Consider the following 21,521-nt stretch of genomic DNA (forward strand, 5'->3'; position numbering starts at 1 on the left):
CGGGGCGACCTGGACCACCGACATCAGCCACGGCGACCTGGTGCGGACCAACCCGGACCAGACCAAGACCGTCGACGCCTGCAACCTGCAACTGCTCTACCAGGGCAAGAACCCCAACGCCGGCGGCGACTACAACAACCTGCCGTGGCGACCGGGCCTGCTCACCCTGCAGCGGTAACCCGTCGTTCGAGCACCCGCACCACCCCCGTCCCGCCGGTCCAGAACCGGCGGGACGGTCGTCTTTCCGGCAAGGCATACGTGTAAAAGTTTCATATAGCTAATGCCTTCGATCTTTTGCTGGCGTTGCACAGGCATGTCCACATACTCAGTGGCCATGCGAACTCGATCGCGCGGCGCTGCGGCGCTTGCCATCATCACCCTCCTCGCGCTGGTCCTGGCGCCGCTTCCGGCCGGCGCCGCCGCCGGCGAGACGGCCGCGACCGATCTCGACGGCGGCTGCTACAAACTGCGGGTGACCACGACCGGCACGACCGCCGGTTCCAGCAACTACGTCGAGAAGGCGAGCGTCGGGTACGGGACCCGCGGCTCCGCCACCACCGCCGAGCCGATCGCGTTCGAGGCCACCCAACTGGGCCGCTACCGCCTGTACGACCGGACCGGCGGCATCCTCTACCAGAGCATGCTGTCCTACGTGTGGGCCGGCACCTCCTACGGCGACCGGGCCGACTGGACCATCGCGCAGGGCCCGGCCGGCTACCGGATCCGCGGCACCCTCACCGGCGACCTGATCGGCAGCGTCTCCGGCAACCTCACCACCTCCGACGCCTCGTTCACCCTCGCTCCGGCGACCGGCTGCTACCAGCCGTACGAAATCGGCACCGGGCTCGTCAGCGCGGGCACCGCACCCGCCGTGAACAGCGACGGCACGCTCAACGGTTTCATCGACGCGCACGCGCACGCGGTGGCCAGCGCCGGGTTCGGCGGCAACTTCATCTGCGGTGAGCCGTTCGCCGCCGGGGGGCCTCAGGTCGCCCTGGCCGGCTGCCCGTCGCACGCGGCCGGCGCCGGGGCGCTGTTCGAGGCGATCATCGGAGGCACCGACCTGTTCGGCGGGGACGCCGGCTGGCCGACCTTCACCGATTGGCCGACCACCAAGAGCATGCTGCACGAGCAGTCCTACTACACCGGCATCCAGCGGGCCTGGCAGAGCGGTCTGCGGGTGTTCAACACCCTGTTGGTGGCCAACCGGGTGATCTGCGAGCTGTACCCGAGCCGGATCACCAGCTGCAACGAGATGGACCAGATCCGGGCCCAGGCCGCCCTGCTCTACGAGATGCAGGACTACATCGACGCCCAGAACGGCGGACCCGGCAAGGGCTGGTTCCGGATCGCGAAGACCCCGGAGCAGGTACGCGCGATCGCCGCGCAGGGCAAACTCGCGGTGACGATCGGCGTGGAGAACTCCGAGCTGTTCGGCTGCCGGGAGATCAACGGTGCGGCGCAGTGCACCGAGGCCGGCATCGACGCGGGCCTCGCCGAGCTCCAGTCGATCGGCGTGAGCGGCGTCTACCCGGTGCACAAGTTCGACAACGCGTTCGGCGGCACCCGCTTCGACTCCGGTCTCACCGGCGCCGCCCTCAACGTCGGGAACCTGCTCAGTACGGGCCACTGGTGGACCGCGACCAGCTGCGACGGGGCGTCCGACAACGAGCAGCCGATCACCAGCGACGCCCTCGCCGAACTGCTCACCTCGGTCACCGGGCTGCCGCCGGGCACCGTGCTCCCGGTCTACCCGACCGGCAAGATCTGCAACACGCGCGGCCTGACCACCCTTGGCGCGTACCTCGTCAATCGCCTGATGGACCGCGGCATGATCATCCACATCGACCACATGGGGGTGAAGACGGCGAAGGCCGTCCTCGACCTCACCGAGCAGGCCGGCTACCAGGGCGTGGCGGCCGTGCACAACTGGTCGGACCGGTCGATCAACGCGCGGATCGCCAAGGACGGCGGCTTCGTCGCCGGCTACGCCTACTCGGCGTCGGACGCCGGCAACACCCTGCCGGACTTCCTCACCGAGTGGCGGGCCAACCGCGCCGCCGCCGGTCCGAGCGTGCTGACCTCCTACGGGTACGGCTCGGACGTCAACGGCCTCGCCGAGCAGCCCGGCGCCCGCCTCGACGCGGCCGCCAAACCGCTCGTCTACCCGTTCACCGCCCCGAACGGCGCGGTCTTCGGCAAGCAGGTCTTCGGCCAGCGCACCTGGGACCTCAACACCGACGGCGTGGCCCAGTACGGCCTCTACGCCGACTGGATCACCGATGTGCTGCGCTACGCCGGCTCCGACAGCGCGGAGCTCAAGCGCGAGTTCATGAGCGGTGCCGAGGCGTACGTGCGGATGTGGGAGAAGTCGATCGCCTGGCAACGCTGACTTCACCGAGCGCCGTCCGCCCCGTGTCCCGGGGTGGGCGGCGCTCGGCGTCGGGCCGCAAGCCGTCAGCCCGACCGGCCGAAGCGGTCCAGCGCCTCGATGACGACGTCGCCGACGCCTCGGCCGGTTCCGTGCCCGGCCTCGTCGATCAGCTCCAACCTGGCGTCGGGCCAGGCCCGGGCCAGCCTCCACGGGATGTCGGCGGGACTGCCGAGGTCGAGCCGGCCATGCACGAGCACACCGGGAATGCCGGCGAGCCGGGCCGCACCCGCCAGCAGCTCGCCGTCGGCGAACCAGCCGTCATGCGCCCAGTAGTGGGTGACGAGGCGGGTGAAGGTCATCCGGAAGGCCGGCTCGTCGTAGCGCGGGTCGGGCCGGCTGCCGGGCACGTTGGAGACCAGCGCGTCCTCCCAGGCGCACCAGGCCCGCGCGGCCCGATCCCGCACGCTCTCGTCGGGATCGGCGAGCAGCTTCGCGTACGCGGCGGGCAGGTTGCCGTCGCGTTCACCGGCCGGCACCACGTCGAGGAACCGCTCCCACTGCTCGGGGAAGATCCGCCCGAGGTCGCGGGTGAGCCACCGGTGCTCGGCCGGCGTGCTCGTGACGACGCTGAACAGCACGATCTCGGTGACCCGCGCCGGGTGCCGCTGGGCGTAGCCGAGCCCGAGCGCACTGCCCCACGACCCACCGAGCAGCAGCCAGCTGTCGATCCCCAGGTGCTCGCGCAGCTTCTCGATGTCGGACACCAGATGCGGCATGGTGTTGGTGGACAGATCACTGCGCACGTCACCGGCGTCCGGGGTGCTACGCCCGCACCCCCGCTGGTCGAACAGCACCACCCGATAGACCGCCGGGTCGAAGAACCGCCGCCAGAACGCGCCCGCCCCCGAACCGGGCCCGCCGTGCAGCACCAGGGCCGGCTTGCCGTGCGGATCACCGCAGCTCTGCCAGTAGACCTGATGGCCGTCGCCGACATCGAGCAGGCCGTGGGCGAACGGTTCGATCTCCGGATACAGACGACTCATCCCGGTATCCAACCGGCTCGGCGCCGGCCGCGCATTCCCGTTTCGCCCGCCCGACCCGGCGCCGGCTCCGCGGTACACCTGCCGTACCAGGGGTAATGCCCGAGCATGACCGATCTTGACCAGCCGCTCGCCCGGCCGGCGGCCCGCCGCTGGGTCCCGCGGCGGGTGGTGGCCACCCCGCCGGCGTACGACCACCCGCACGGCCGCCGGATCATGGCACTGGTCGAGGCCCAGGGCATCGAGGTCGAACGGCTGCGTTCGGCCCGGCTGACCGGGGTCCGCGGGGAGAGCGACCGGGAAACGTACGCGCGGGCCAAAAGCACCATGGCGATCGTGGTGAGCCCGCCGTCCCGCCGGCGCCTGCAGCCGATCGCCCCGAGCGCCGACTGGCGGTTCGACCTCGCCGAGGGGTGCCCGGCCCACTGCCAGTACTGCTACCTCGCCGGCTCGCTGTCCGGGCCACCGGTCACCCGGGTCTACGCCGACCTCGACGAGATCCTCGGCGGGCTTGCCGAATATGCCGGTCGCGGCACTGTCACCAGCCGCCGGCCGGCCCGGCGCGAAGAAGGCACCACGTTCGAAGCCTCCTGCTACACCGATCCGCTCGCCCTGGAACACCTGACCGGCAGCTGGCGGCGCGCGGTCGAGCACTTCGGTGGGTGGGACGCGCCGGTCCAGTTGCGCTGGACGACCAAGTTCGACGATGTGGGCACCTTCGTCGGACTGACCCACCACCGCCGGACGAGGGTGCGGTTCAGCGTGAACTGCCTGCCGGTCACGATCCGCTTCGAGGGCGGCACGAGTCGCCTGGCGGACCGGCTGGCGGCCCTGCGGCGGCTCGCGCTCGACGGCTACCCGGTCGGCCTGACGATCGCGCCGATCATGCCGGTCGACGACTGGCGGACGTCCTACGGCGCGCTGCTCGAGGCGGTGGCGGCAGCCGTGCACGGCGTACCCGACCTCGACCTGACCGCCGAACTGATCACCCACCGGTTCACCCCGGGCAGCAAGGAGGTGCTGCTCGGCTGGTATCCGCGGACCCGGCTGGAGATGGCCGAGGACGCCCGGACCCGCAAGCACGGCAAGTTCGGCGCGGTCAAATACGTCTACCCGGCCCCGGTGATGGCCGAGCTACGCGGTTGGTTCGAGGCCGGGATCGCTGAGCGACTGCCCGGCTGCCGCATCCTCTACTGGACCTGACCGGCGTTCCCTGACCTTGTCGCCGGGCGTTCCTTCGCCGGGCGCCCCATTTCCGGGCGGCCCATTTCCGGGCGGGCCGTTCGGGCGGGCGTTCGGGCGGGCGGTTCGGGCGGGCGGTTCGGGCGGGCGGGCCGTTCGGGCCGGCCGGTCAGGGGTGCAGGAGGGCTTGCAGCAGGGCCTCGGGCGTCTCGAGCTGGGGCAGGTGGCCGGAGGCGGGCAGGACGGTCAGCCGGGACCGCGGGAGCGCGGCGGCAAAGGCCTTGGCGTGGCTGACGTCGACGATCCGGTCGCTCTCGCCCCAGATCACGTGGACCGGCAGGTCGAGGTGGGGCAGCCGGTCGAGCAGTGTCGGATCGGACATCGTCGGGCCCGCGTACACAGCCAGAGCTTGCAGGTCGGGTCGGGGCCCGCTGCTGCCGGCCGGCTGGGCCGGCGCGCGCCCGGGACCGGTCTGGTCGGCCGGCGCGGGCGCGGGGCCGGCGGCCGGTGGCGGGGTCGGGGCGCGGCGCGGGTCGTGCCAGGCGTGGGCGGCCAGTTCGGCCGGGGACAGCCGGCTGACGTCGGTGGCGGGGTGGCCCTCGACGTCGATCCCGATGGCGTCGATCAGGACCGCGGCGCTGACCCGGGGGCTGCCCAGCAGGGCGATCTCGGCCGCGAGCCAGCCGCCGAACGAGTTGCCGACGACGGTGACGCCGGTCAGGTCGAGCCGGTCGAGCAGAGCGACGTACGCCCTGGCAAGCACCGCGACGGAGTCGAAGCCCTCCGGTCGCGGGGTGCCCCCGAAGCCGGGGTGGGTGGGCAGCAGGACCCGCGAGCCGGTGCGCTCGGCGAGCAGCTCGGCGAAACCGGCCATGGTGGCGACGCCGCCGCCCCCGTGCAGCAGCAGGAACGTCCGGGTGCGGTCGGGCTCGGCGGGGGTGATCTCGACGGCGGTGATCTCGACGGCGGGGGTGTCGAGGTGAACTGTGGTGGAGGTCGAACTCATATCAGGAACCTTAACTAAGAAACCTTATATACGCAACCTGAGATCGGTCCGCTAGGCTGAGGTCATGTCCTACCGCCGCGCCGACGTCGGGCTGGCCGTGAAACGGCTCCAGCACCGCCACCACCGGGCGCTCAGTCAGGCGCTCGCGCCGCTCGGTCTCTCCCTGGTGCAGTGGGACACGCTGCGCCACCTGCACCGGCAGCCGGAGTCTTCGCTGCACGACCTGGCGGTGCTGACCTTCCAGACCGACCAGTCGTTCGGGACGCTGGCCGCCCGCATGGTCGATCGGGGGCTGATCGAGCGCGTACCGGGACCGGGTCGCGCCGTCCGGCACCGGCTCACCGACGAGGGCGAGCGCCTGCGCCACGCCGGCCAGGAACGGGCCGACGAGGTGGTCGCCCGGTCGTTCGCGGCCCTGTCCGACGAGCAGATCGACGAGCTGGGCGCCCTGCTCGACGCCGCTCTCGGCGCCTGACCTTCGTCAGGCCGACGGCGTACGCGCGGGACGCGTGCCGTGGATCTCGACCAGGCCGTCCACGCCGCGCAGGAACGTGTCGACGATCCGGTCGGGGTCGAACAGGCAGCCCGCCGCCATCGCGCCGTCGCGGAGCATGACGAAGTGCTGCGCGGCCGGTTCTGCCTTGTGCTCGTCGATGCGGGTCATCAGCTCTCGGACGGTGTCGAGGAACCACTGCCGGTGCGTGAGGACGGCCTGGTGGACGGGGTGGGCTGGATCCGGGTACTCCGCCACCGCGTTCAGGAACGCACACCCCCGGAAGCCGGGGGAGCGGATCCCCTCGGCGATCGATGCGGCGATGGCCCGGACCGCGTCGCTCGGCGGCAGGTCGTCGGCGGCCGGCTGGACCTGCGCGCGGATGGCCTGGTCGGCCGCTTGGAGATAGGCGAGGACGAGGTCTTCCTTGCCGGGGAAGTGGCGGTAGAACGTCGCCCGGGTCACCTTGGCCTCGGCGATGATCCGGTCCACCGGCACCGAGTGGATGCCCTCCGCGTAGTAGATGCGCGAGGCCGTGCCGAGCAGCCGGAGTCGTGCTTCGGACGGCCGGGGCTCGGTCTCGGTGCGTGCCATGGGTCCGATCGTAGCCAGTATCAACCCCCGATGGTGCGGGCATGAGATAGAACGTTCTGTCTTGACATTGTACGGGCCGAGGAGTCATCTTGTTCCAAGACAGAACGTTCGTTCTCCCTCCTTGAGGAGCCCCATGACCGCCGTGGCCGTACCCCGCCTCGCCCCCACCGCGTCCGCCCTGCGCCGCCTGTACTTCGTCCGCTTCGCGTTCGCCCTCGTCTGGGCCCTGGTGATGATCCCGCTGGCCAAGGACCTCAACCCGCTCACCGCGACGCTCCTGGTGGTCTACCCGCTGTTCGACGTCGCCGCCGCCGTGGTCGACGCCCGCGCCTCCCGAGCCACCGGATCGCCCACCCTGTTGTACGTCAACATCGCGATCAGCCTGCTGGCCGCCGCCGCCCTGGCCGCCGCCGGCGCCTCCGGCATCCCGGCCGTCCTGCGCGTCTGGGGCACCTGGGCAGTCGTGGCCGGCCTCATCCAACTCGGCGTCGCCCTCCCGCGCCGCCGCCTGGGCGGCCAGTGGCCCATGATCATCAGCGGCGCAATCTCCGTACTGGCCGGCGCCTCCTTCATCGCCGGCGCCGCCGCCGACCACCCCACCCTCACCAACGCCGTCGGCTACGCCCTCCCCGGCGCCCTCTTCTTCCTGATCGCCGCCCTCCGCCTGGGCCGCGCCGCCAAGTCCAACTGACGCCCCACCGTCGCTCCGCTCCGCCCCGCCCCGCTCCGCCCCGCCCCGCTCCGCCCCCGCCCTTGCCCGCTCGATGGCCCACCGCGCTGCGGCTCACGCTCCGTGGCCCACCGCTCCGTTGCCCCGGGTGACGCGAACGGCCGGTTCGCGGTGCTCGGCTGGGCGAAGGGATTCAACACCTCCGGGTACGTCGAACGCGACGTCTACTGGACGGTCGGATCGCCGAGCGGTGCCTACGTCCGGAAATCGCCGTCGCGATGATAAGGTCCCGCACCATGCCATCCGGACGTCTCGCCGCGGTGTCGGCGTTGATCCTCGCCCTGGGCTGCGCTGCCTGCGACAGCTCGGGCGGGGCCGCCGACGGCGGGTGGACGCCGTTGGAGGCACCCACCGGGCTGCAACCGGGCGCGTCGATCGCCGCCGACGCCCCCGATCGTGTCGAGAAGTCGCTGCTGACCACGCTGCCCGGCCTCGACCGGGTGGCGATCGACCCGGAGTACGCCGACGACGTCGCCTCGCCGGTCTGCGGCAACAAGCAGGGCCCGCAGGCGTACAGCAGTGAGTCCGGGATGCGCCGCGAGTGGCGTGGCCCGCAGGTCAAGGTGCACCAGTTCGCCGGCGCGTTCGGTGCGGTCACCGCCGAGCAGGCGATCGACCAGGTCGCCGGCAAGCTGGCCTGCGGCTCCTACCCGGCCCAGGACCGCGACGGCGGCGAATACACCGGTGTCCACAAGGTCACCGTGCCGTCCACCCGTCTCGCGTTCTGCGAGACGTCGCCCGGCAAGAACGCGTTCTGCACCGGCCTGCTGGCTCGCGACGACATCCTGGTGCGCATCCAGGTCGCGGCCGTCGACGAGGCCGCCGCCACGAAGCTTCTCGGCGACGTGACCGGCCAGTCCTCGGAGGTTCTGCGGAAAGCCTGGTAACGCCGCCACCGCAAGTTACGGTCCTGGGTGGGCCGGTTGTCGTTGCGCGATCTCAGCAAGATCGCGGAGCGGCGCCGGCTCGCCGACGGCGGGCGCACCGAGCTGCTGCCGCCGAGCACCACATCGGAGGTGCTGGCCGCAAGCGCCTGCCGAGACTCCCGCGGCTGGAGTTCGTCGAGGCGTACGTCTCGGGGTGCCGGTCCGCCGCCGAGCTCGACGAGCCGCGGATCGAGGCGGAGCTGGCCGGCTGGCGGGGGTGGTGGCGTGCCCTGGCCGAGCCGGAGCCCGACGGCGCGGCCGGCCCCCGGCGTCGTGGCGCCCGGCTCGGGTGCTCCTCGCGTCGTCGCGTTCGGCTCGGGTGCTTCCGGCGTCGTGGCGCCCGGCCTGGTGACTTCCGGTTCGGGGGCCCGGTCCGGGGGCGCCGGCTGCTGCCGCGGCCGATCGCGATCGCCTGGCCGGTGCTGGTCCTGCTCTTCCTCACCGGCGCCGGTGAGGGGGTGGCCGGCACCCGGTGGTGGAGCGTGCGGCATCCGGCCGCCGGCCGGCCCACCGGGGTGGGTGACGTCGTGAGCATCACGGCCGGAGCCCCTGCCGCCACATCTACGAGTTCACCGGCGGCCGGCCGAGCTCGCCCTCGGAGCTGCCGTTCCAGGTGGGCGGCCAGCCCGCCCGGTTCCACCTGTCGGTCTCCGAGGTGACCCTGGTGGAACGTCCGTCCTGATCCCTCGAAGCGGACAAATCTGGCAGTTGACTTGGCTAGAATTGCCGGAGATCGGACGACATGGCCGGAGGGTGACGTGACCGCGGAGACGAAGACGATCCGGGAATCAGCTCCCGACCGTGTTCTCGGCTTGATGATCGACGCCCTGAACTCCAGCCGCGAAGCCGTCGACACCGGCATCTGGGTGGCCCTCACCGTCCGAGGCACGATGATCACCGGCGAGATGATCCCGCACTGGCAGTGGTTCGACGAGCAGACCACGCTGTTCGGCGAAGGGTCCCACGTCGCCTACTTCGCCTCGGTGATGAAGGAATCCCGGGACGAACACGTGGCCCTGATGGGCAAGGACGACGCCGACTTGACGCCGGAGGAACGCTGGGAGCTCAACCAGCCCCCGGCGTTCGTCCATCTGCGTAAGGCGAAGACCTACCTGCCCGACCCCGTGTCCGAGGCCGGGCATTACTGGCGGGGGCGCCTGGAGGACGTGTCGGGCTGGTCCTTCGGGCAGTTGAGCCAGGTCACGCCGGGACCGGCGGAGCCCGCTCAGCCGTAGATCGACGACACCCACTCCGGGTGGTCGATGAACGGGTTGCGGTTGTGCTGGTAGGACGCGTAGATGACCTGGTTGCGGTTCTTCTCGAAGGCGTCCGGCGGGTCCTGTGCGTTCCACGCCAGCAGCTTGGAGAGCTTGCCGATGTAGGGCTTGGTCCCGTTCGAGACGGCGTCGTTGACCTCGAGATCGGCGAAACCGTCGCCACCCTCGTAGCGCACCGCCATGTAGAAGATCATGCGGGCCACGTCGCCCTTGACCGCGTTGCGGGGCTCCCACGAGTCGGAGTCGGTGTAGTTGCCCGCGGCCCCGGAGACCGCGCTGCCGCCGCTGTCGAAGTCCTTGTTGTCGCGCAGGGCGTTGACCGTGACGTCCTCGGGGCGCAGGTGGTGCAGGTCGGTGCCGGGGCCGGCGGTGGTGCCGAAATCGCCGTGCGACTTGGCATAGACGTGCTCCCGGTTCCAGTCGCCGGCATCGCCGCCGTTCAGTGACTTCGACCGGCTGATGCCCGAGTACAGCAGGATCACGTTCGACGAGTTCGACGGGTCCTGGTCGGTCACCTTCAGGGCGTTCCAGACCGCGTCGTACGACAGCTTCGTGACGCCGGTCGAGATGATCGTGTGCAGGGCGCTCCTGAGGCCGGCCCCGGACTTGCCGAGCGCGGCCGCGTAATAGGCGTCGGTCGAGCTGGACGAGGTCGGGGTGGCGGTGGTCGGGGCCGTGGTCGGGCTGGAGCCGCCCGGGGTCATCGCGGTCGGCGACTTGAGCCCGGGGTGGGAGAAGTAGGCGGTGAGCGTCCCGGTGACGGTGATCCGGGTGCGCAGCAGACCCGGGTTGCTGAGCAGCCCGAACGACGCCCGGTAGGAGCTGGTGATCTGCACGTACAGCATGGAGCCGGTGCTGGTCTGGCCGCTGCTGTCGGCGAGCGCCAGGGCGGTGTCGCCGGTGAAACCGCTGGTGCGGACCGTGGTGGTGGCGGTGGGCTCACCGACGACGTAGCCGGTGACCGTTCCGGTGCCGCCGGTCTGGCCGCTGATCGCCTGCGCGACCGTCAACGCGGCCGCCGCGTTCGCCTCGGGGGCCCGGACGAAGGTGACGACCAGAGCCAGGACGGCGAGCAGGGCGGGCGTGGCCAGCGCCGCCCTGCCTCGGTAGCGGGTCATGAGCACTCCGATCGCCAAGGATATAGATGGCGATCATGCTATGACGATTGGCTTAGGAGTTGGCCATATCAGAATTGTCATACGCGGGCCGGCGCCAGCGGACGGCGACCGCGGGCGCCTTCTTCTCCACCGGGCGCCGGGCGGCGGCGGCCCCCCGGTTGGGCAGAGCCAGCCGGAAGACCTTGGCCCAGGCGGAACCGACCTGCTTGGGCAGCGGACCGGTGACGTAGGTCAGCCCGTACCGCTGGAAGAGGTCTTTGATCCTGGGGGCGATCTCGTGGTAGCGGTTGCTCGGCATGTCCGGGAAGAGGTGGTGCTCGATCTGGTGGGAGAGGTTGCCGGTCATCAGGTGCATGGCCTTGCTGCCGCTGATGTTCGCCGAGCCGAGCATCTGGCGCAGGTACCACTCGCCGCGGGTCTCGCCCTCGATCGACGTCTTCTCGAACGTCTCGACGCCGTTCGGGAAGTGGCCGCACATGATCACCGAGTGCGTCCACACGTTGCGCACCAGGTTGGCGGTGAAGTTGGCGGCGATGGTGTGCAGGAACGACGGGCCGGACAGCGCCGGGTGCACGACGTAGTCCTTCAGCAGCTGCTTGCCGATCTTGCGGCGGGTCTTCTTGAGCTCACCCCGGAACCGGGGGTCGCGGCGGCGCTCCTTGGTGGCCAGGTTGCGGCCCAGTTCCAGGTCGTACGCGGCGATGCCGTACTCGAAGAAGCAGGCGTTCACGAAGTTCCACAGCGGCTGGCCCAGGTGCATCGGGTGCCACTTCTGGTCCTCGTCGACGCGCATGATGCCGTAGCCGAGGTCGTTGTCCCGGCCGACCACGTTGGTGTAGGTGTGGTGCAGCTCGTTGTGCGAGTGCTTCCACTGCTCGGACGGCGACGCGTTGTCCCACTCCCACTTGGTCGAGTGGATCTTCGGGTCCCGCAGCCAGTCCCACTGGCCGTGCATGATGTTGTGGCCGATCTCCATGTTCTCGAGGATCTTGGCGATCGACAGACCCGCCGTGCCGACCAGCCACGCCGGCGGGAACAGCGAGAACAGCAGGATGCCGCGACTGCTCAACTCCAGACCGCGCTGCCAGGCGATCACCTTGCGGATGTACTTGGCGTCGCTTTCGCCGCGGCTGCCCATCACCTCGTCGCGCAGCGCGTCGAGCTCGACGCCGATCCGCTCGATGTCCTCCGGGGTCAGGTGGGCGATCGGGTTGCTGGCCTTGCGCTGGAGCGTCGTCATCTTTTGATCAACCTTCGATTGAGCAGGGGCCGGCGGCGGCGTTGATGCAGGTCTGGATGGGGATGCTGTCGCCCGCTTCGGCGACCGTCAGCTGTCCGTCGCGCAGGTCGCGCACGGCACCCTCGCGCAGCGGCAGCACGCAGCTGAAACAGATGCCCATCCGGCAGCCCGACCGCATCAGCACGCCGGCCGCCTCACCGGAGTCGAGGATGGGGCCCGAGCCGTCGTTCTCGACGACGGTGCCGGACCTGGTGAACGTGACCGTGCCTCCGCCACCGGCCCCGCTGAGCAGCACCGGCCGGAAGCGCTCGGTGCGCAGCAGATGGGCGTGGCCGGCGTCGGCCCAGTGGGTCTCGAGGTCGTCGAGCATCCCGTTGGGCCCGCAGGCCCAGGTCGCCCGCTCGGCCAGGTCGGGGACGAGGTCGGCGAGGTCGGCGGGTTTGAGCCGGCCGTCGGTCGCGGTGTGCCGTTCGATCAGCCGGATGCGGCCCTCGGCGGCCAGGGTGCGCAGCTCGTCACCGAAGACGGCGTCGGCCCGCGTCCGCGCCGAGTGGGCGACCACGACGTCGGACATCTCGGCCAGCCTGCTGCGGAGCATGCCCATCACCGGGGTGATGCCGCTGCCCGCCGTGACGAACAGGGTCTTGCCGACATGTCCGCCGAGGAGGAACTCGCCCGCCGGCCGGTCGAGGTGCAGGATCTGGCCCTTGCGCGCGGCCCGGACGAGCTGAGTGCTCACCGCGCCGCCGGGAACCGCGTTCACCGTGATGGTGATCCGCCCGTCGGCCCGTGCGGGGGAGCTGGTGATCGAGTAGGAGCGCCACAGCCGTACGCCGTCGACGTCCACGCCGACCCGGACGTACTGTCCCGGCTCGTGCCGCGCCCAGCCGCGGCCGGGTCGCAGCACCAGGGTGACGCTGTTCGCCGTCTCGGGGCGGACCGCCTCGACCCGGGCCCGCAGCACCTGCGCGTTGCGCAACGGGGCGATCACGTCGAGGTAGTCGGCGGGCACCACCGGGGTGGTGACCAGCTCGACAACCCGCCACGCGCCGGCTCGTAGGTTGTTCAGCACAGCCATTGCTCAAGCTTTCCTGCGCGTGCGGGGTAAAGTCCTGACCACTCGAAGTGAATCTGGTCGGGCCTTTCTGTTCGCGGAGTACAAATGACACTTCCTGATGTCCGCGCGTACCGCCTGTCGCCGGAAGTGGTCGCCCCCCTGCGCGAGCGTCTGCCGCACGTCGCGACCCAGACCATCGACGCGATCATGACCGAGGTCCCGGCCTATGCCGAGGCGTTCACCGGCGGCCTCGGCGCCAAGATCGAGCGGGCCGTCCGCACCGCGCTGGGCACCTTCCTCGGACTGGTGTCGCGCGCCTACGGGCCGGAGCCGCAATCATCGCGCGGCTATGCCCCCGAGCCGCAATCGCCGCTCGCCCCGGCGCTGGAGGCGGCGTACGCCCTGGGCCGCGGCGAGGCCCGCAACGGCCGCAGCCTCGACGCGCTGCTCGCCGCCTACCGGGTCGGCGCCCGCGTCGCGTGGCACGAGCTGGCCGCGATCAGCGTCGCGGCCGGCCAGCCCGCCGCGATCATCGCGCACTTCGCCGAACTGGTGTTCGCCTACATCGACGAACTCTCCGCGGCCAGCGTCGCCGGGCACGCCGACGAACTCGCCTCGGCCGGCCGGGCCCGGCTGCGCGACCTGGAACAGCTCGCCCAGGCCCTGCTGGCGGGCGAGCCGGAGCACGCCCTGCTCGCGGCCGCCGAGCGCGCCGACTGGACACCCCCGCGCACGCTGACCGCCGTGCTGGTCCCGGAGCACGCCGCCCGCGGCGTGGTCGACCTGCTCGACAAGCGCACCCTGCGGCTGAGCGAGGAACTGGCGGTGTTGCTGGTCCCCGACGCCGACGGCGTGTCCCGGGCCGCGATGCTGGGCCGGCTGCGCGGCCGGACGGCGGTGGTCGGCCCGCCCCGGCCCTGGCTCGCGGTCAAGGCCTCCTACGACCGGGCCGTGCGCACCCGGGAGATCGCCGGCATGCCCGCCGGCCGGCTCGTCGACACCGAGGACCACCTGGCCGCCCTTGTCGTGACCGCCGACCCGCAGGCCCTGGCCGACCTGCGCGCCAAGGTCCTCGAGCCGCTTGCCGACGCCCCCAAACTGGCCGAGACCCTGCGCTGCTGGCTGCGCCACCAGGGCCGGCGCGACGAGGTGGCGGCCGAGCTGTTCGTCCACCCGCAGACCGTGCGCTACCGGATGACCCAGCTGCGCGAGATGTACGGCGACCGGCTGCGTGACCCGGAATGGACGACGGCCCTGCTCATCGCGCTGAGCACCTAGCCGTCCCGGCAGACCGGGCCCTCGGTGCTGAGGAACTGCATCAGGCGGACGGGCCGGTGGCCGGGACAACGTGAACCTCGAAGCCGAGAGCGGGCGGAAAGCCCGTCAATCCATTCTCCGTCCGGGATCCGCGCTGCCCCGTGCCACCGGCCCGGTCTCCTACCGGTACGCGTCGATCACGGTCTGCTCGATTCCGCTGCCGGCGCTACCGGTGGCGGTCACCTTCAGCGAGACGGTGCCGCCGGTGCGCGGCCTGGGCAGGGTGGCCCGGAACGTGTCGGGGCCGGCCCCGGTGACCGTCGCGGGCTGCCACGTCCGGCCGCCGTCGAGCGACGTCGCGACCGTGCACGCGGTGACTTCCTGCGCCCGTACGCCATGGGACTGCCGGACCGAGAACGTCGCCGCACCGGTCGGCAGGGGTTTGTTGGCCGCGTCGAGCGGCAGCTGGTAATCGACAGCGAACAATGGCAATGCGACGGTGCCGGTGTCCGCCGGGCCGGCCGAGCGGAAGGTCCACGACGTCGAGACGCGGGTCGAGACCGGAATGGCCCGGCTCGCGTCCACGTCGAAGGTGAGCCGGTAGTTCGCGGCGTCGCGAGGGACCGGGAAATCGGCAATCGAATCGGTTGCCGTGCCGATCACTTTGCCGTTCCTCGACAGCGTCAGCGTGCGCGGGATGTCGAGGCCGAAGCCGCCGGACAGGCAGTCGAAACGCTGATGCTGGTCGGTCAGCGTGACCAGACCGAAGCGCATGACTCCGCTGGTGCGGCTGGGCGGCGCGGGGGCGCAGCCGCTCGTCGAGCCGGCCGGATCGTCGAACCAGTCGGAGCGCAGCGGCTGCCGGACCCACGTCTTCTCCTGGCGGCTGCCCGGCGCGTAGTGGGCGATTCCCTCCTGCGTCACGATGTCGTTCCAGAATGCCTCGTCGAGCCAGGCGAATCCGGGGCTGACGTAATCGATGCGGTCACCGGCCACCGAACGGGTGGTGTTCTCGGCGACGAACTCGCCCTCGGGGCTCAGACCGTAACGCTTGTGGCCGGTCACCGAATCGGGCTGGTCGAGCAGGTGGAAATGCTGGTCGATGCGGGCCAGCCGGGCCCGTTCGGCGGCCGTCACCCGATAGGCCGGGTCGGCCGGCAGACCGCTGCCGGTCCGGTCGACCAGATCGTAGTGGCGCCCCGGCGCGTCCAGCCCGAACGCCGAGTAGAGCCGGAACTCGCCCATCGTCGCCCGGCCGGCGCTCGGTAGCACGAACACGTTGCCCTGCTCGGCCGGCTCGCCCCAGGCGAAGGCGTAGTCGGACCACGTCGGACCGCGCCGCCCGGTCTGCACGTAGGTCAGGCCCAGCGAGGTCGTCTCGGTCGGCACCCCGTCGACTGTCGCGCTCAGCCGCTTCGCCTTGGCCAGGTCGAACCGGAGTGTCGTGTCGGTGCTGACCACGAAGTCCGGTTCGCCGGCCAGCGCGGCGCGCTCGTCACCGTCGTCGGAGAACGAGTTGGCCGAGACCATGATGCTGTAGCGGCCGGCCGGCACCCGCAGGGTCGCGGTGTCGCCCGGGTCGCCGTCCAGGGTGGTGGCGAACAGCGCGGGGTCGTCGAGGTTGACCACGTTGAGCGTCGACCAGCCGAACGAACCGTCCGGCGTTCCCGGGATGGCGGTGGTCTGGATCGTCAGGTCGAAACCGGCCGGCTCGACGTAGAAGGTGACCGGCGTACGGGTGCTCCCCGTGGTGACCAGGGCCGTCCAGAAACCGGGCCGCAGCTTCGTCTTGTCGATGTTCAGCCGCACCCCGCCGGTGGCGCCCTTGTCGAGTCGCAGCGTGCTGTTCGACAGCGTGACCACGCCCGCCGGTGCGGCGGTGCCGTTGTGGTCGGTCGTGGTCACGGCGACGTGCACGGTGGTCGTGGCGGTGCCGGTGTTGGTCCAGCTCAGGTCCGGGGCGGCGACAACCCCGGTGAGGGTGCGGGCGGCGTTCAGGCGGCCGGAGCCGAGGGCGTACGCGTCGCCGGCCGGAACCGGATCGGCGGCCCCGACAAGCGCCGCCTTGAGTTGCGCGCCGGTCCACCCGGGGTGCCGCTGGGCCAGCACCGCCGCGGCACCGGCCACGTGCGGGGTGGCCATCGAGGTGCCCGACGACGCGACGTAGTCGTTGTCGATCGCGGTGCCCAGGGTGGTGCCGGCCGCGCGGGCCGCGACGATGTCCACGCCCGGCGCGGAGATCTCCGGCTTGGCCGCGTGCGACCCGATCAGCGGACCGTGACTGGAGAAGCCGGCGATCCGGCCCTGACTGTCCACCGCGCCGACGGTGAGCGCGTCCGCCGCCGCCCCCGGCCCCGAGACCGAGCCGTCGGCCGGGCCGCTGTTGCCGGCCGCCACCACGAAAAGCGTCCCGGTCTGCTCGCTCAGCGCGTCCACGGCGAGCGAGAGCGGATCGGTGCCGTCGCTCGGTTCGTCCCCGCCGAGGCTCATGTTCACCACGTCGGCGCGGCCGGCGGCCCACTCCATGCCCGCGATGACCTGGGCGTCGGTGCCGAATCCGTAGTCGTCGAGCACCTTGCCGACGGCCAGCCGCGCCCCGGGCGCCACCCCGCGCCGCGCCCCGTGCGAGGCCGCCCCGGTGCCGGCGATGGTCGCCGCCACGTGCGTGCCGTGTCCGAAGTGGTCGCTCGCGTCCCCGCCGTCGACGGTGAAGTCCGCTTTCTCGGCGATCTGGCCGGCGAGGTCGGGGTGCGTAGCGTCGATCCCGGTGTCGAGCACCGCGACCCGGGTGCCGCGCCCGGTGTAGCCGGCGGCCCAGGCCTGGGGCGCGGCGATCTGCTGGAGGTTGTCGTCGAGTTCGGTCGCGGTCGCCCGCACCCGGCGGTCGAGCCAGACCCGCACGCTCGGCGTGGCGCTCCGCTCCCGGGCCGGGGTCCGGGCGGCGAGTGCGTCGAGCAACGCCGGACCAGCCGACTTGGCGCGGCGTCCGGCCACCGCCGAGATGCTTGACAGCACGCGGGGGCGGGTGAGCCCGGCGGTGAGCGGGTCGCCGGTGAGCCGGGCCGAGCTACCGGATCGGATGATCAGCGGCAGGTCCGTGGTGCGGGCGTCGTCGTAACCGTTGGCGATCAGCGTGGTCACGTCGAACAGGGCCGGATCGAGCTGTTCGCCGACCATCGCGGCAACCCGGCCCGGGATGACGTGCACATGCCCGTCCGGGGTGCAGGTGCGGTGCAGGATGCCGCTCTTGGCCGCGGGCGTGACGCTGACAGTCGGACAGCCGGACGCCTTGGTCCGAACCGTGACCACATCGCCGGTCAAGAGCGTGACCTGGTAGGAGCTTCCGCCGGGCGGTGCCGCCGGCGGTGCCGCGGAGCTCACCCCCGGCACCCCCAGCGCGGCGACCAGGATCCCGACAGCGGGTAACGCGCGGATCATCGACATATTCACACGTCTAAGTCGTGTTCGGGCGGCCGGCAGGTTGCCCGCCCCGCCGACCGTTGACGAACTGGTCACACATCTGAAATCTTAGATGCCTGTCAACGCAAAAACTCGGCAGCGACTACGAAAATTATATGGATCAAGCCGAAACTTCGTGGCAGACATCCCATCCCCATCCCCTTTTGGCCGCCGCGGACCCCGACCGAGGCGGCCAGGCGCGCAGAACTGAGGGCTCCATGAGAGTTCGACCGCTCCTGCACACCCTGCTGGCCGCGACCCTGATCGCGGCCGGCCTCGCCCCCGGCACCGCCGCCCACGCCGCCGGCGGGGCCAACCTCGCCCAGGGCCGGCCGGCCACCGCCTCCGGCACCGCCGACGTCTACGGCGCCGGCCACGTCACCGACGGCAACGCCAACACCTACTGGGAGAGCCCGAGCAACGCCTTCCCGCAGTGGGTGCAGGTCGACCTGGGCGCCGCCGTCGCCGTCGACCAGGCGAAACTGAAACTGCCGCCGGCCACCGCCTGGGCCGCCCGCACCCAGACGCTCACCCTGCAGGGCAGCACCAACGGCTCGACCTGGAGCACGCTGTCCGGCTCCGCGGGCCGCCGCTTCGACCCGGCCACCGGCAACACCGTCACGATCGACTTCACCGCCGCCACCATCCGCTATGTCCGCGTCACCGTCACCGGCAACACCGGCTGGCCCGCCGGCCAGCTGTCCGAACTGGAGATCTACGGGGTGGCCGGGCAGAACCCGGACCCCGATCCCGATCCCGAGCCGCCCACCGGCACCAACCTCGCGGCCGGCAGGACGATGGAGGCCTCGTCCTCGACGTTCACCTTCGTCGCGCCCAACGCCAACGACAACAACACCGGCACCTACTGGGAGTCCAGCGGCTTCCCGGCGACGCTCACCGCCAAGCTCGGCGCCGACGCCGACCTCACCGGCGTCGTCGTCAAGCTCAACCCGGACCAGGCGTGGGGCACCCGCACCCAGAGCATCCAGGTGCTCGGCCGCGCCCAGGGGGCGACCGCGTTCACGACCCTGAAGGCCCGCGCCGACTACGTCTTCAACCCGTCGGCCAACCAGAACACCGTCACCGTCCCGGTCACCGGCCGGGCCGCCGACGTGCAGCTGCAGATCTTCGGTAACACCGGGGCGCCGGGCGCACAGGTCGCCGAGATCCAGGTGGTCGGCTCGTGGGCACCCGGCCCCGACCTCGTCGTCACCGGCCTGACCTGGGCGCCGGCCGCGCCGGACGAGGCCACCGCGATCACCGTCTCGGCCACGGTGCGCAACGCGGGCACCACCGCGTCGGCGGCGACCACCATCGACGTACGCGTCGGGGGCGTCACCGCCGGAAGCGCCGCCGTCGGCGCCCTCGCCCCCGGAGCCGGCACCACCGTGACCGTCAACGCCGGCCGGCTCGCCCAGGGCAGCTACCCGGTGTCCGCCGCGGTGGACCCGGGCCACACGGTGGCCGAGCAGAACAACGACAACAACACCCTGACCGCGTCGTCCCCGCTCGTCGTCGGCCAGGCCCCGGGCCCCGACCTGCAGGTGCTCAGCGTGACCTCGACACCGGCCAACCCGGCGGCCGGTGCCGCCGTCACCTTCTCGGTGGCGGTCGACAACCGGGGCACGAGCGCCGCGGCGGCCAGCGTCACCCGAGTGGTCGCGGGCAGCACCACGCTCACCGCGAACACCGGCTCCGTCGCGGCCGGCGCGACCGTCCACGTCAGCCTCGGCACGTGGACCGCCACCAGCGGCGGAGCCACGATCACCGCCACCGCTGACGCGACCGGCGTGGTGACCGAGACCAACGAGACCAACAATTCCCGTACGCAATCAATTGTCGTCGGTCGCGGAGCGGCCGTTCCCTACGTGTCCTACGAGGCCGAAGCCGGCCGGTACACCGGCACGCTGGTCGCGGCGGACCCGCTGCGGACCTTCGGGCACACCGACTTCGGCACCGAATCGTCCGGCCGTAAATCGGTGCGGCTGACCAGCACCGGCCAGTTCGTCGAGTTCACCTCGGTCAACCAGGCGAACTCCATAGTGGTGCGCAACTCCATCCCCGACGCGCCCGGCGGCGGTGGCCAGAACGCGACGATCAGCCTCTACGCCGATGGCCAGTTCGTGCAGAAGCTGACCCTGTCCTCGCGCAACAGCTGGTTGTACGGCACGTCGGACGACACCGAGTCGCTGTCCAACACCCCGTCCACCGACGCCCGCCGGCTGTTCGACGAGTCGCACGCGCTGCTGGCGTCGTCCTACCCGGCCGGCACCCGCTTCAGGTTGCAGCGCGACGCCGGCGACACCGCGGCGTTCTACTACCTCGACCTGATCGACCTCGAGCAGGTGGCGCCGGCCCTGGCCCAACCGGCCGGCTGCGTCTCCATCACCAACTACGGGGCCGTCCCGAACGACGGGATCGACGACACGGCCGCCATCCAGCGGGCGGTCACCGACGACGAGAACGGTGTGATCAGCTGCGTCTGGATCCCGGAAGGGCAGTGGCGGCAGGAGCAGAAGATCCTGTCCCCGGACCCGGCCCGCGGCCAGTACAACCAGAGAGGCATCCGCAACGTCGTGATCCGCGGCGCCGGCATGTGGCGCGCGCAGCTCTACACGAACACCGAACCGCAGAACGTGGTCGGCAACATCAACCACCCGCACGAGGGCAACGTCGGCTTCGACATCGACGACCACACCCAGATCTCCGACCTGGCCATCTTCGGAATGACGACCAACCGGGCCAACCGCGGCCACGGCATCAACGGCCGGCTCGGCAAGAACACGAAGATCAGCAACGTCTGGATCGAGCACGTCAACGTCGGTGCCTGGGTGGGCCGCGACTACTCCGACACCCCGGCCTACTGGAACCCTGGGGACGGCCTCGAGTTCACCGGCATGCGCATCCGGGACACGTACGCGGACGGCATCAACTTCAGCAACGGCACCCGGAACTCCAAGGTGTTCGACTCGTCCTTCCGCACCACCGGCGACGACTCCCTGGCCGTCTGGGCCAACCCGCGGGTCAAGGACACCTCGGTCGACATCGCCTCGAACAACCATTTCGTCAACAACACGGTCCAGCTCCCGTGGCGGGCGAACGGCATCGCGATCTACGGCGGCTTCAGCAACTCGATCGAGAACAACCTGGTGTACGACACGATGAACTACCCGGGCATCATGCTGGCGACCGACCACGACCCGTTGCCGTTCACCGGCACGACGCTGATCGCCAACAACGGCCTCTACCGGGCCGGCGGCGTGTTCTGGAACGAGGACCAGGAGTTCGGTGCCATCACACTCTTCCCGTCCTCCAAGGACATCGTCGGCGTCACCATCCGCGACACCGAGATCGTCGACTCCACCTACGACGGCATCCAGTTCAAGACCGGCGGCGGCAACATGCCGAACGTGGCCGTCACCAACGTCAGAATCGACAGGTCGACGAACGGCGCCGGCATCCTCGCCATGAGCGGCGCCCGTGGCAACGCCACCCTGTCCAACGTGACGATCACCAACTCGGCCGACGGCAACGTCGTCATCCAGCCGGGCTCCCAGTTCGTCATCAGCGGCAGCTGACATCTGGTGCCCCGGACTCTTCCCGGATTCCGGGGCGCCATTCCCGTCCCCGCTTTCAATCGGCATGATTCAACCTGGGGGCGCATCTTCGGGTGCGCCACAATTCCGGGATGCGGCAGCTCGAGCTGTCACCCGAGCCGAGCTCGCAGCCATGCGCGACCCACCCGAGCGCACAACTATTCCCTTGATC

16 protein-coding genes are annotated in these 21,521 nt (G+C 71.1%); 9 read left to right on the top strand and 7 right to left on the bottom strand.

The annotated features are described in order from the left end of the window. Together Afe05nite_RS38275 and Afe05nite_RS38280 are read left to right on the top strand one after the other, a co-directional pair. Positions 1–178, top strand: a 178-nt coding sequence (locus Afe05nite_RS38275; RefSeq protein ID WP_275407547.1) for a non-reducing end alpha-L-arabinofuranosidase family hydrolase, incomplete at its 5' end; no start/stop codon positions are given. A 156-nt stretch (positions 179–334) separates the two neighbouring features. After that, the gene (locus Afe05nite_RS38280) at positions 335–2,392 is read left to right on the top strand and encodes an amidohydrolase family protein (protein ID WP_239118512.1); all 2,058 of its coding nucleotides are present in this window, start codon (positions 335–337) and stop codon (positions 2,390–2,392) included. A 65-nt stretch (positions 2,393–2,457) separates the two neighbouring features. Here Afe05nite_RS38280 and pip read toward each other — a convergent pair whose 3' ends face one another. Further along, on the bottom strand, positions 2,458–3,417 hold the full coding sequence (gene pip, locus Afe05nite_RS38285; RefSeq protein WP_203822225.1) for a prolyl aminopeptidase: 960 nt from the start codon (positions 3,415–3,417) through the stop codon (positions 2,458–2,460). 105 nt (positions 3,418–3,522) lie between these two features. Between pip and Afe05nite_RS38290 the strand changes: the two genes are divergently transcribed. Next, positions 3,523–4,617 carry a spore photoproduct lyase family protein gene (locus Afe05nite_RS38290; RefSeq protein ID WP_239118513.1) on the top strand — a complete coding sequence of 365 codons (1,095 nt, stop codon included), beginning with the start codon at positions 3,523–3,525 and terminating at the stop codon, positions 4,615–4,617. A gap of 148 nt (positions 4,618–4,765) precedes the next feature. On the opposite strand, the gene Afe05nite_RS38295 is transcribed toward Afe05nite_RS38290, so the two are convergent. Beyond that, positions 4,766–5,602 (bottom strand): alpha/beta fold hydrolase, encoded by an 837-nt coding sequence (locus Afe05nite_RS38295; protein ID WP_203822226.1) that lies wholly within the window; start codon positions 5,600–5,602, stop codon positions 4,766–4,768. A 64-nt stretch (positions 5,603–5,666) separates the two neighbouring features. On the opposite strand from Afe05nite_RS38295, the gene Afe05nite_RS38300 reads away from it, so the two are divergent. Continuing rightward, a complete protein-coding gene (locus Afe05nite_RS38300) occupies positions 5,667–6,077 on the top strand; it encodes a MarR family winged helix-turn-helix transcriptional regulator (RefSeq protein WP_203822227.1) in 411 nt (136 codons plus the stop codon). Between the two features lie 6 nt (positions 6,078–6,083). On the opposite strand, the gene Afe05nite_RS38305 is transcribed toward Afe05nite_RS38300, so the two are convergent. Then, positions 6,084–6,689: a TetR/AcrR family transcriptional regulator gene (locus Afe05nite_RS38305; RefSeq protein ID WP_203822228.1), complete on the bottom strand. Its 606-nt coding sequence runs from the start codon at positions 6,687–6,689 to the stop codon at positions 6,084–6,086. A gap of 133 nt (positions 6,690–6,822) precedes the next feature. Here Afe05nite_RS38305 and Afe05nite_RS38310 point away from each other — a divergent pair, with 133 nt between their 5' ends. The 3 genes from Afe05nite_RS38310 to Afe05nite_RS38320 all read left to right on the top strand — a co-directional run bounded on the left by Afe05nite_RS38310 (position 6,823) and on the right by Afe05nite_RS38320 (position 9,580). Then, on the top strand, positions 6,823–7,380 hold the full coding sequence (locus Afe05nite_RS38310) for a hypothetical protein (protein WP_203822229.1): 558 nt from the start codon (positions 6,823–6,825) through the stop codon (positions 7,378–7,380). A 275-nt stretch (positions 7,381–7,655) separates the two neighbouring features. Continuing rightward, complete coding sequence (locus Afe05nite_RS38315; RefSeq protein WP_203822230.1) at positions 7,656–8,306, top strand: hypothetical protein; 651 nt, start codon at positions 7,656–7,658, stop codon at positions 8,304–8,306. 797 nt (positions 8,307–9,103) lie between these two features. Beyond that, positions 9,104–9,580, top strand: a complete 477-nt coding sequence (locus Afe05nite_RS38320) for a GvpU-like protein (RefSeq protein ID WP_203822231.1) — start codon at positions 9,104–9,106, stop codon at positions 9,578–9,580. Here the strand turns inward: Afe05nite_RS38320 and Afe05nite_RS38325 are convergent. The 3 genes from Afe05nite_RS38325 to Afe05nite_RS38335 are packed head-to-tail and all read right to left on the bottom strand — an operon-like array spanning position 9,571 to position 13,058. Next, the gene (locus tag Afe05nite_RS38325; protein ID WP_203822232.1) at positions 9,571–10,740 is read right to left on the bottom strand and encodes an endonuclease; all 1,170 of its coding nucleotides are present in this window, start codon (positions 10,738–10,740) and stop codon (positions 9,571–9,573) included. The two genes, Afe05nite_RS38320 and Afe05nite_RS38325, sit on opposite strands and share 10 nt — an antisense overlap. 52 nt (positions 10,741–10,792) lie before the next feature. Beyond that, the gene (locus tag Afe05nite_RS38330) at positions 10,793–11,980 is read right to left on the bottom strand and encodes a fatty acid desaturase family protein (RefSeq protein ID WP_203822233.1); all 1,188 of its coding nucleotides are present in this window, start codon (positions 11,978–11,980) and stop codon (positions 10,793–10,795) included. A gap of 7 nt (positions 11,981–11,987) precedes the next feature. After that, entirely contained in the window at positions 11,988–13,058 is a 1,071-nt protein-coding gene (locus tag Afe05nite_RS38335; protein ID WP_203822234.1) for a ferredoxin reductase, read from the bottom strand. An 84-nt stretch (positions 13,059–13,142) separates the two neighbouring features. Between Afe05nite_RS38335 and Afe05nite_RS38340 the strand changes: the two genes are divergently transcribed. Then, entirely contained in the window at positions 13,143–14,315 is a 1,173-nt protein-coding gene (locus tag Afe05nite_RS38340; RefSeq protein WP_203822235.1) for a PucR family transcriptional regulator, read from the top strand. Between the two features lie 159 nt (positions 14,316–14,474). Here Afe05nite_RS38340 and Afe05nite_RS38345 read toward each other — a convergent pair whose 3' ends face one another. Continuing rightward, positions 14,475–17,738, bottom strand: a complete 3,264-nt coding sequence (locus Afe05nite_RS38345) for a S8 family peptidase (protein WP_239118514.1) — start codon at positions 17,736–17,738, stop codon at positions 14,475–14,477. A 233-nt stretch (positions 17,739–17,971) separates the two neighbouring features. Between Afe05nite_RS38345 and Afe05nite_RS38350 the strand changes: the two genes are divergently transcribed. Then, positions 17,972–21,331 (top strand): CARDB domain-containing protein, encoded by a 3,360-nt coding sequence (locus Afe05nite_RS38350; protein WP_203822236.1) that lies wholly within the window; start codon positions 17,972–17,974, stop codon positions 21,329–21,331. Positions 21,332–21,521 lie beyond the last annotated feature (190 nt).

It is taken from the genome of Paractinoplanes ferrugineus, from assembly GCF_016862195.1.
GTDB classification, from domain to species: Bacteria; Actinomycetota; Actinomycetes; order Mycobacteriales; family Micromonosporaceae; genus Actinoplanes; species Actinoplanes ferrugineus.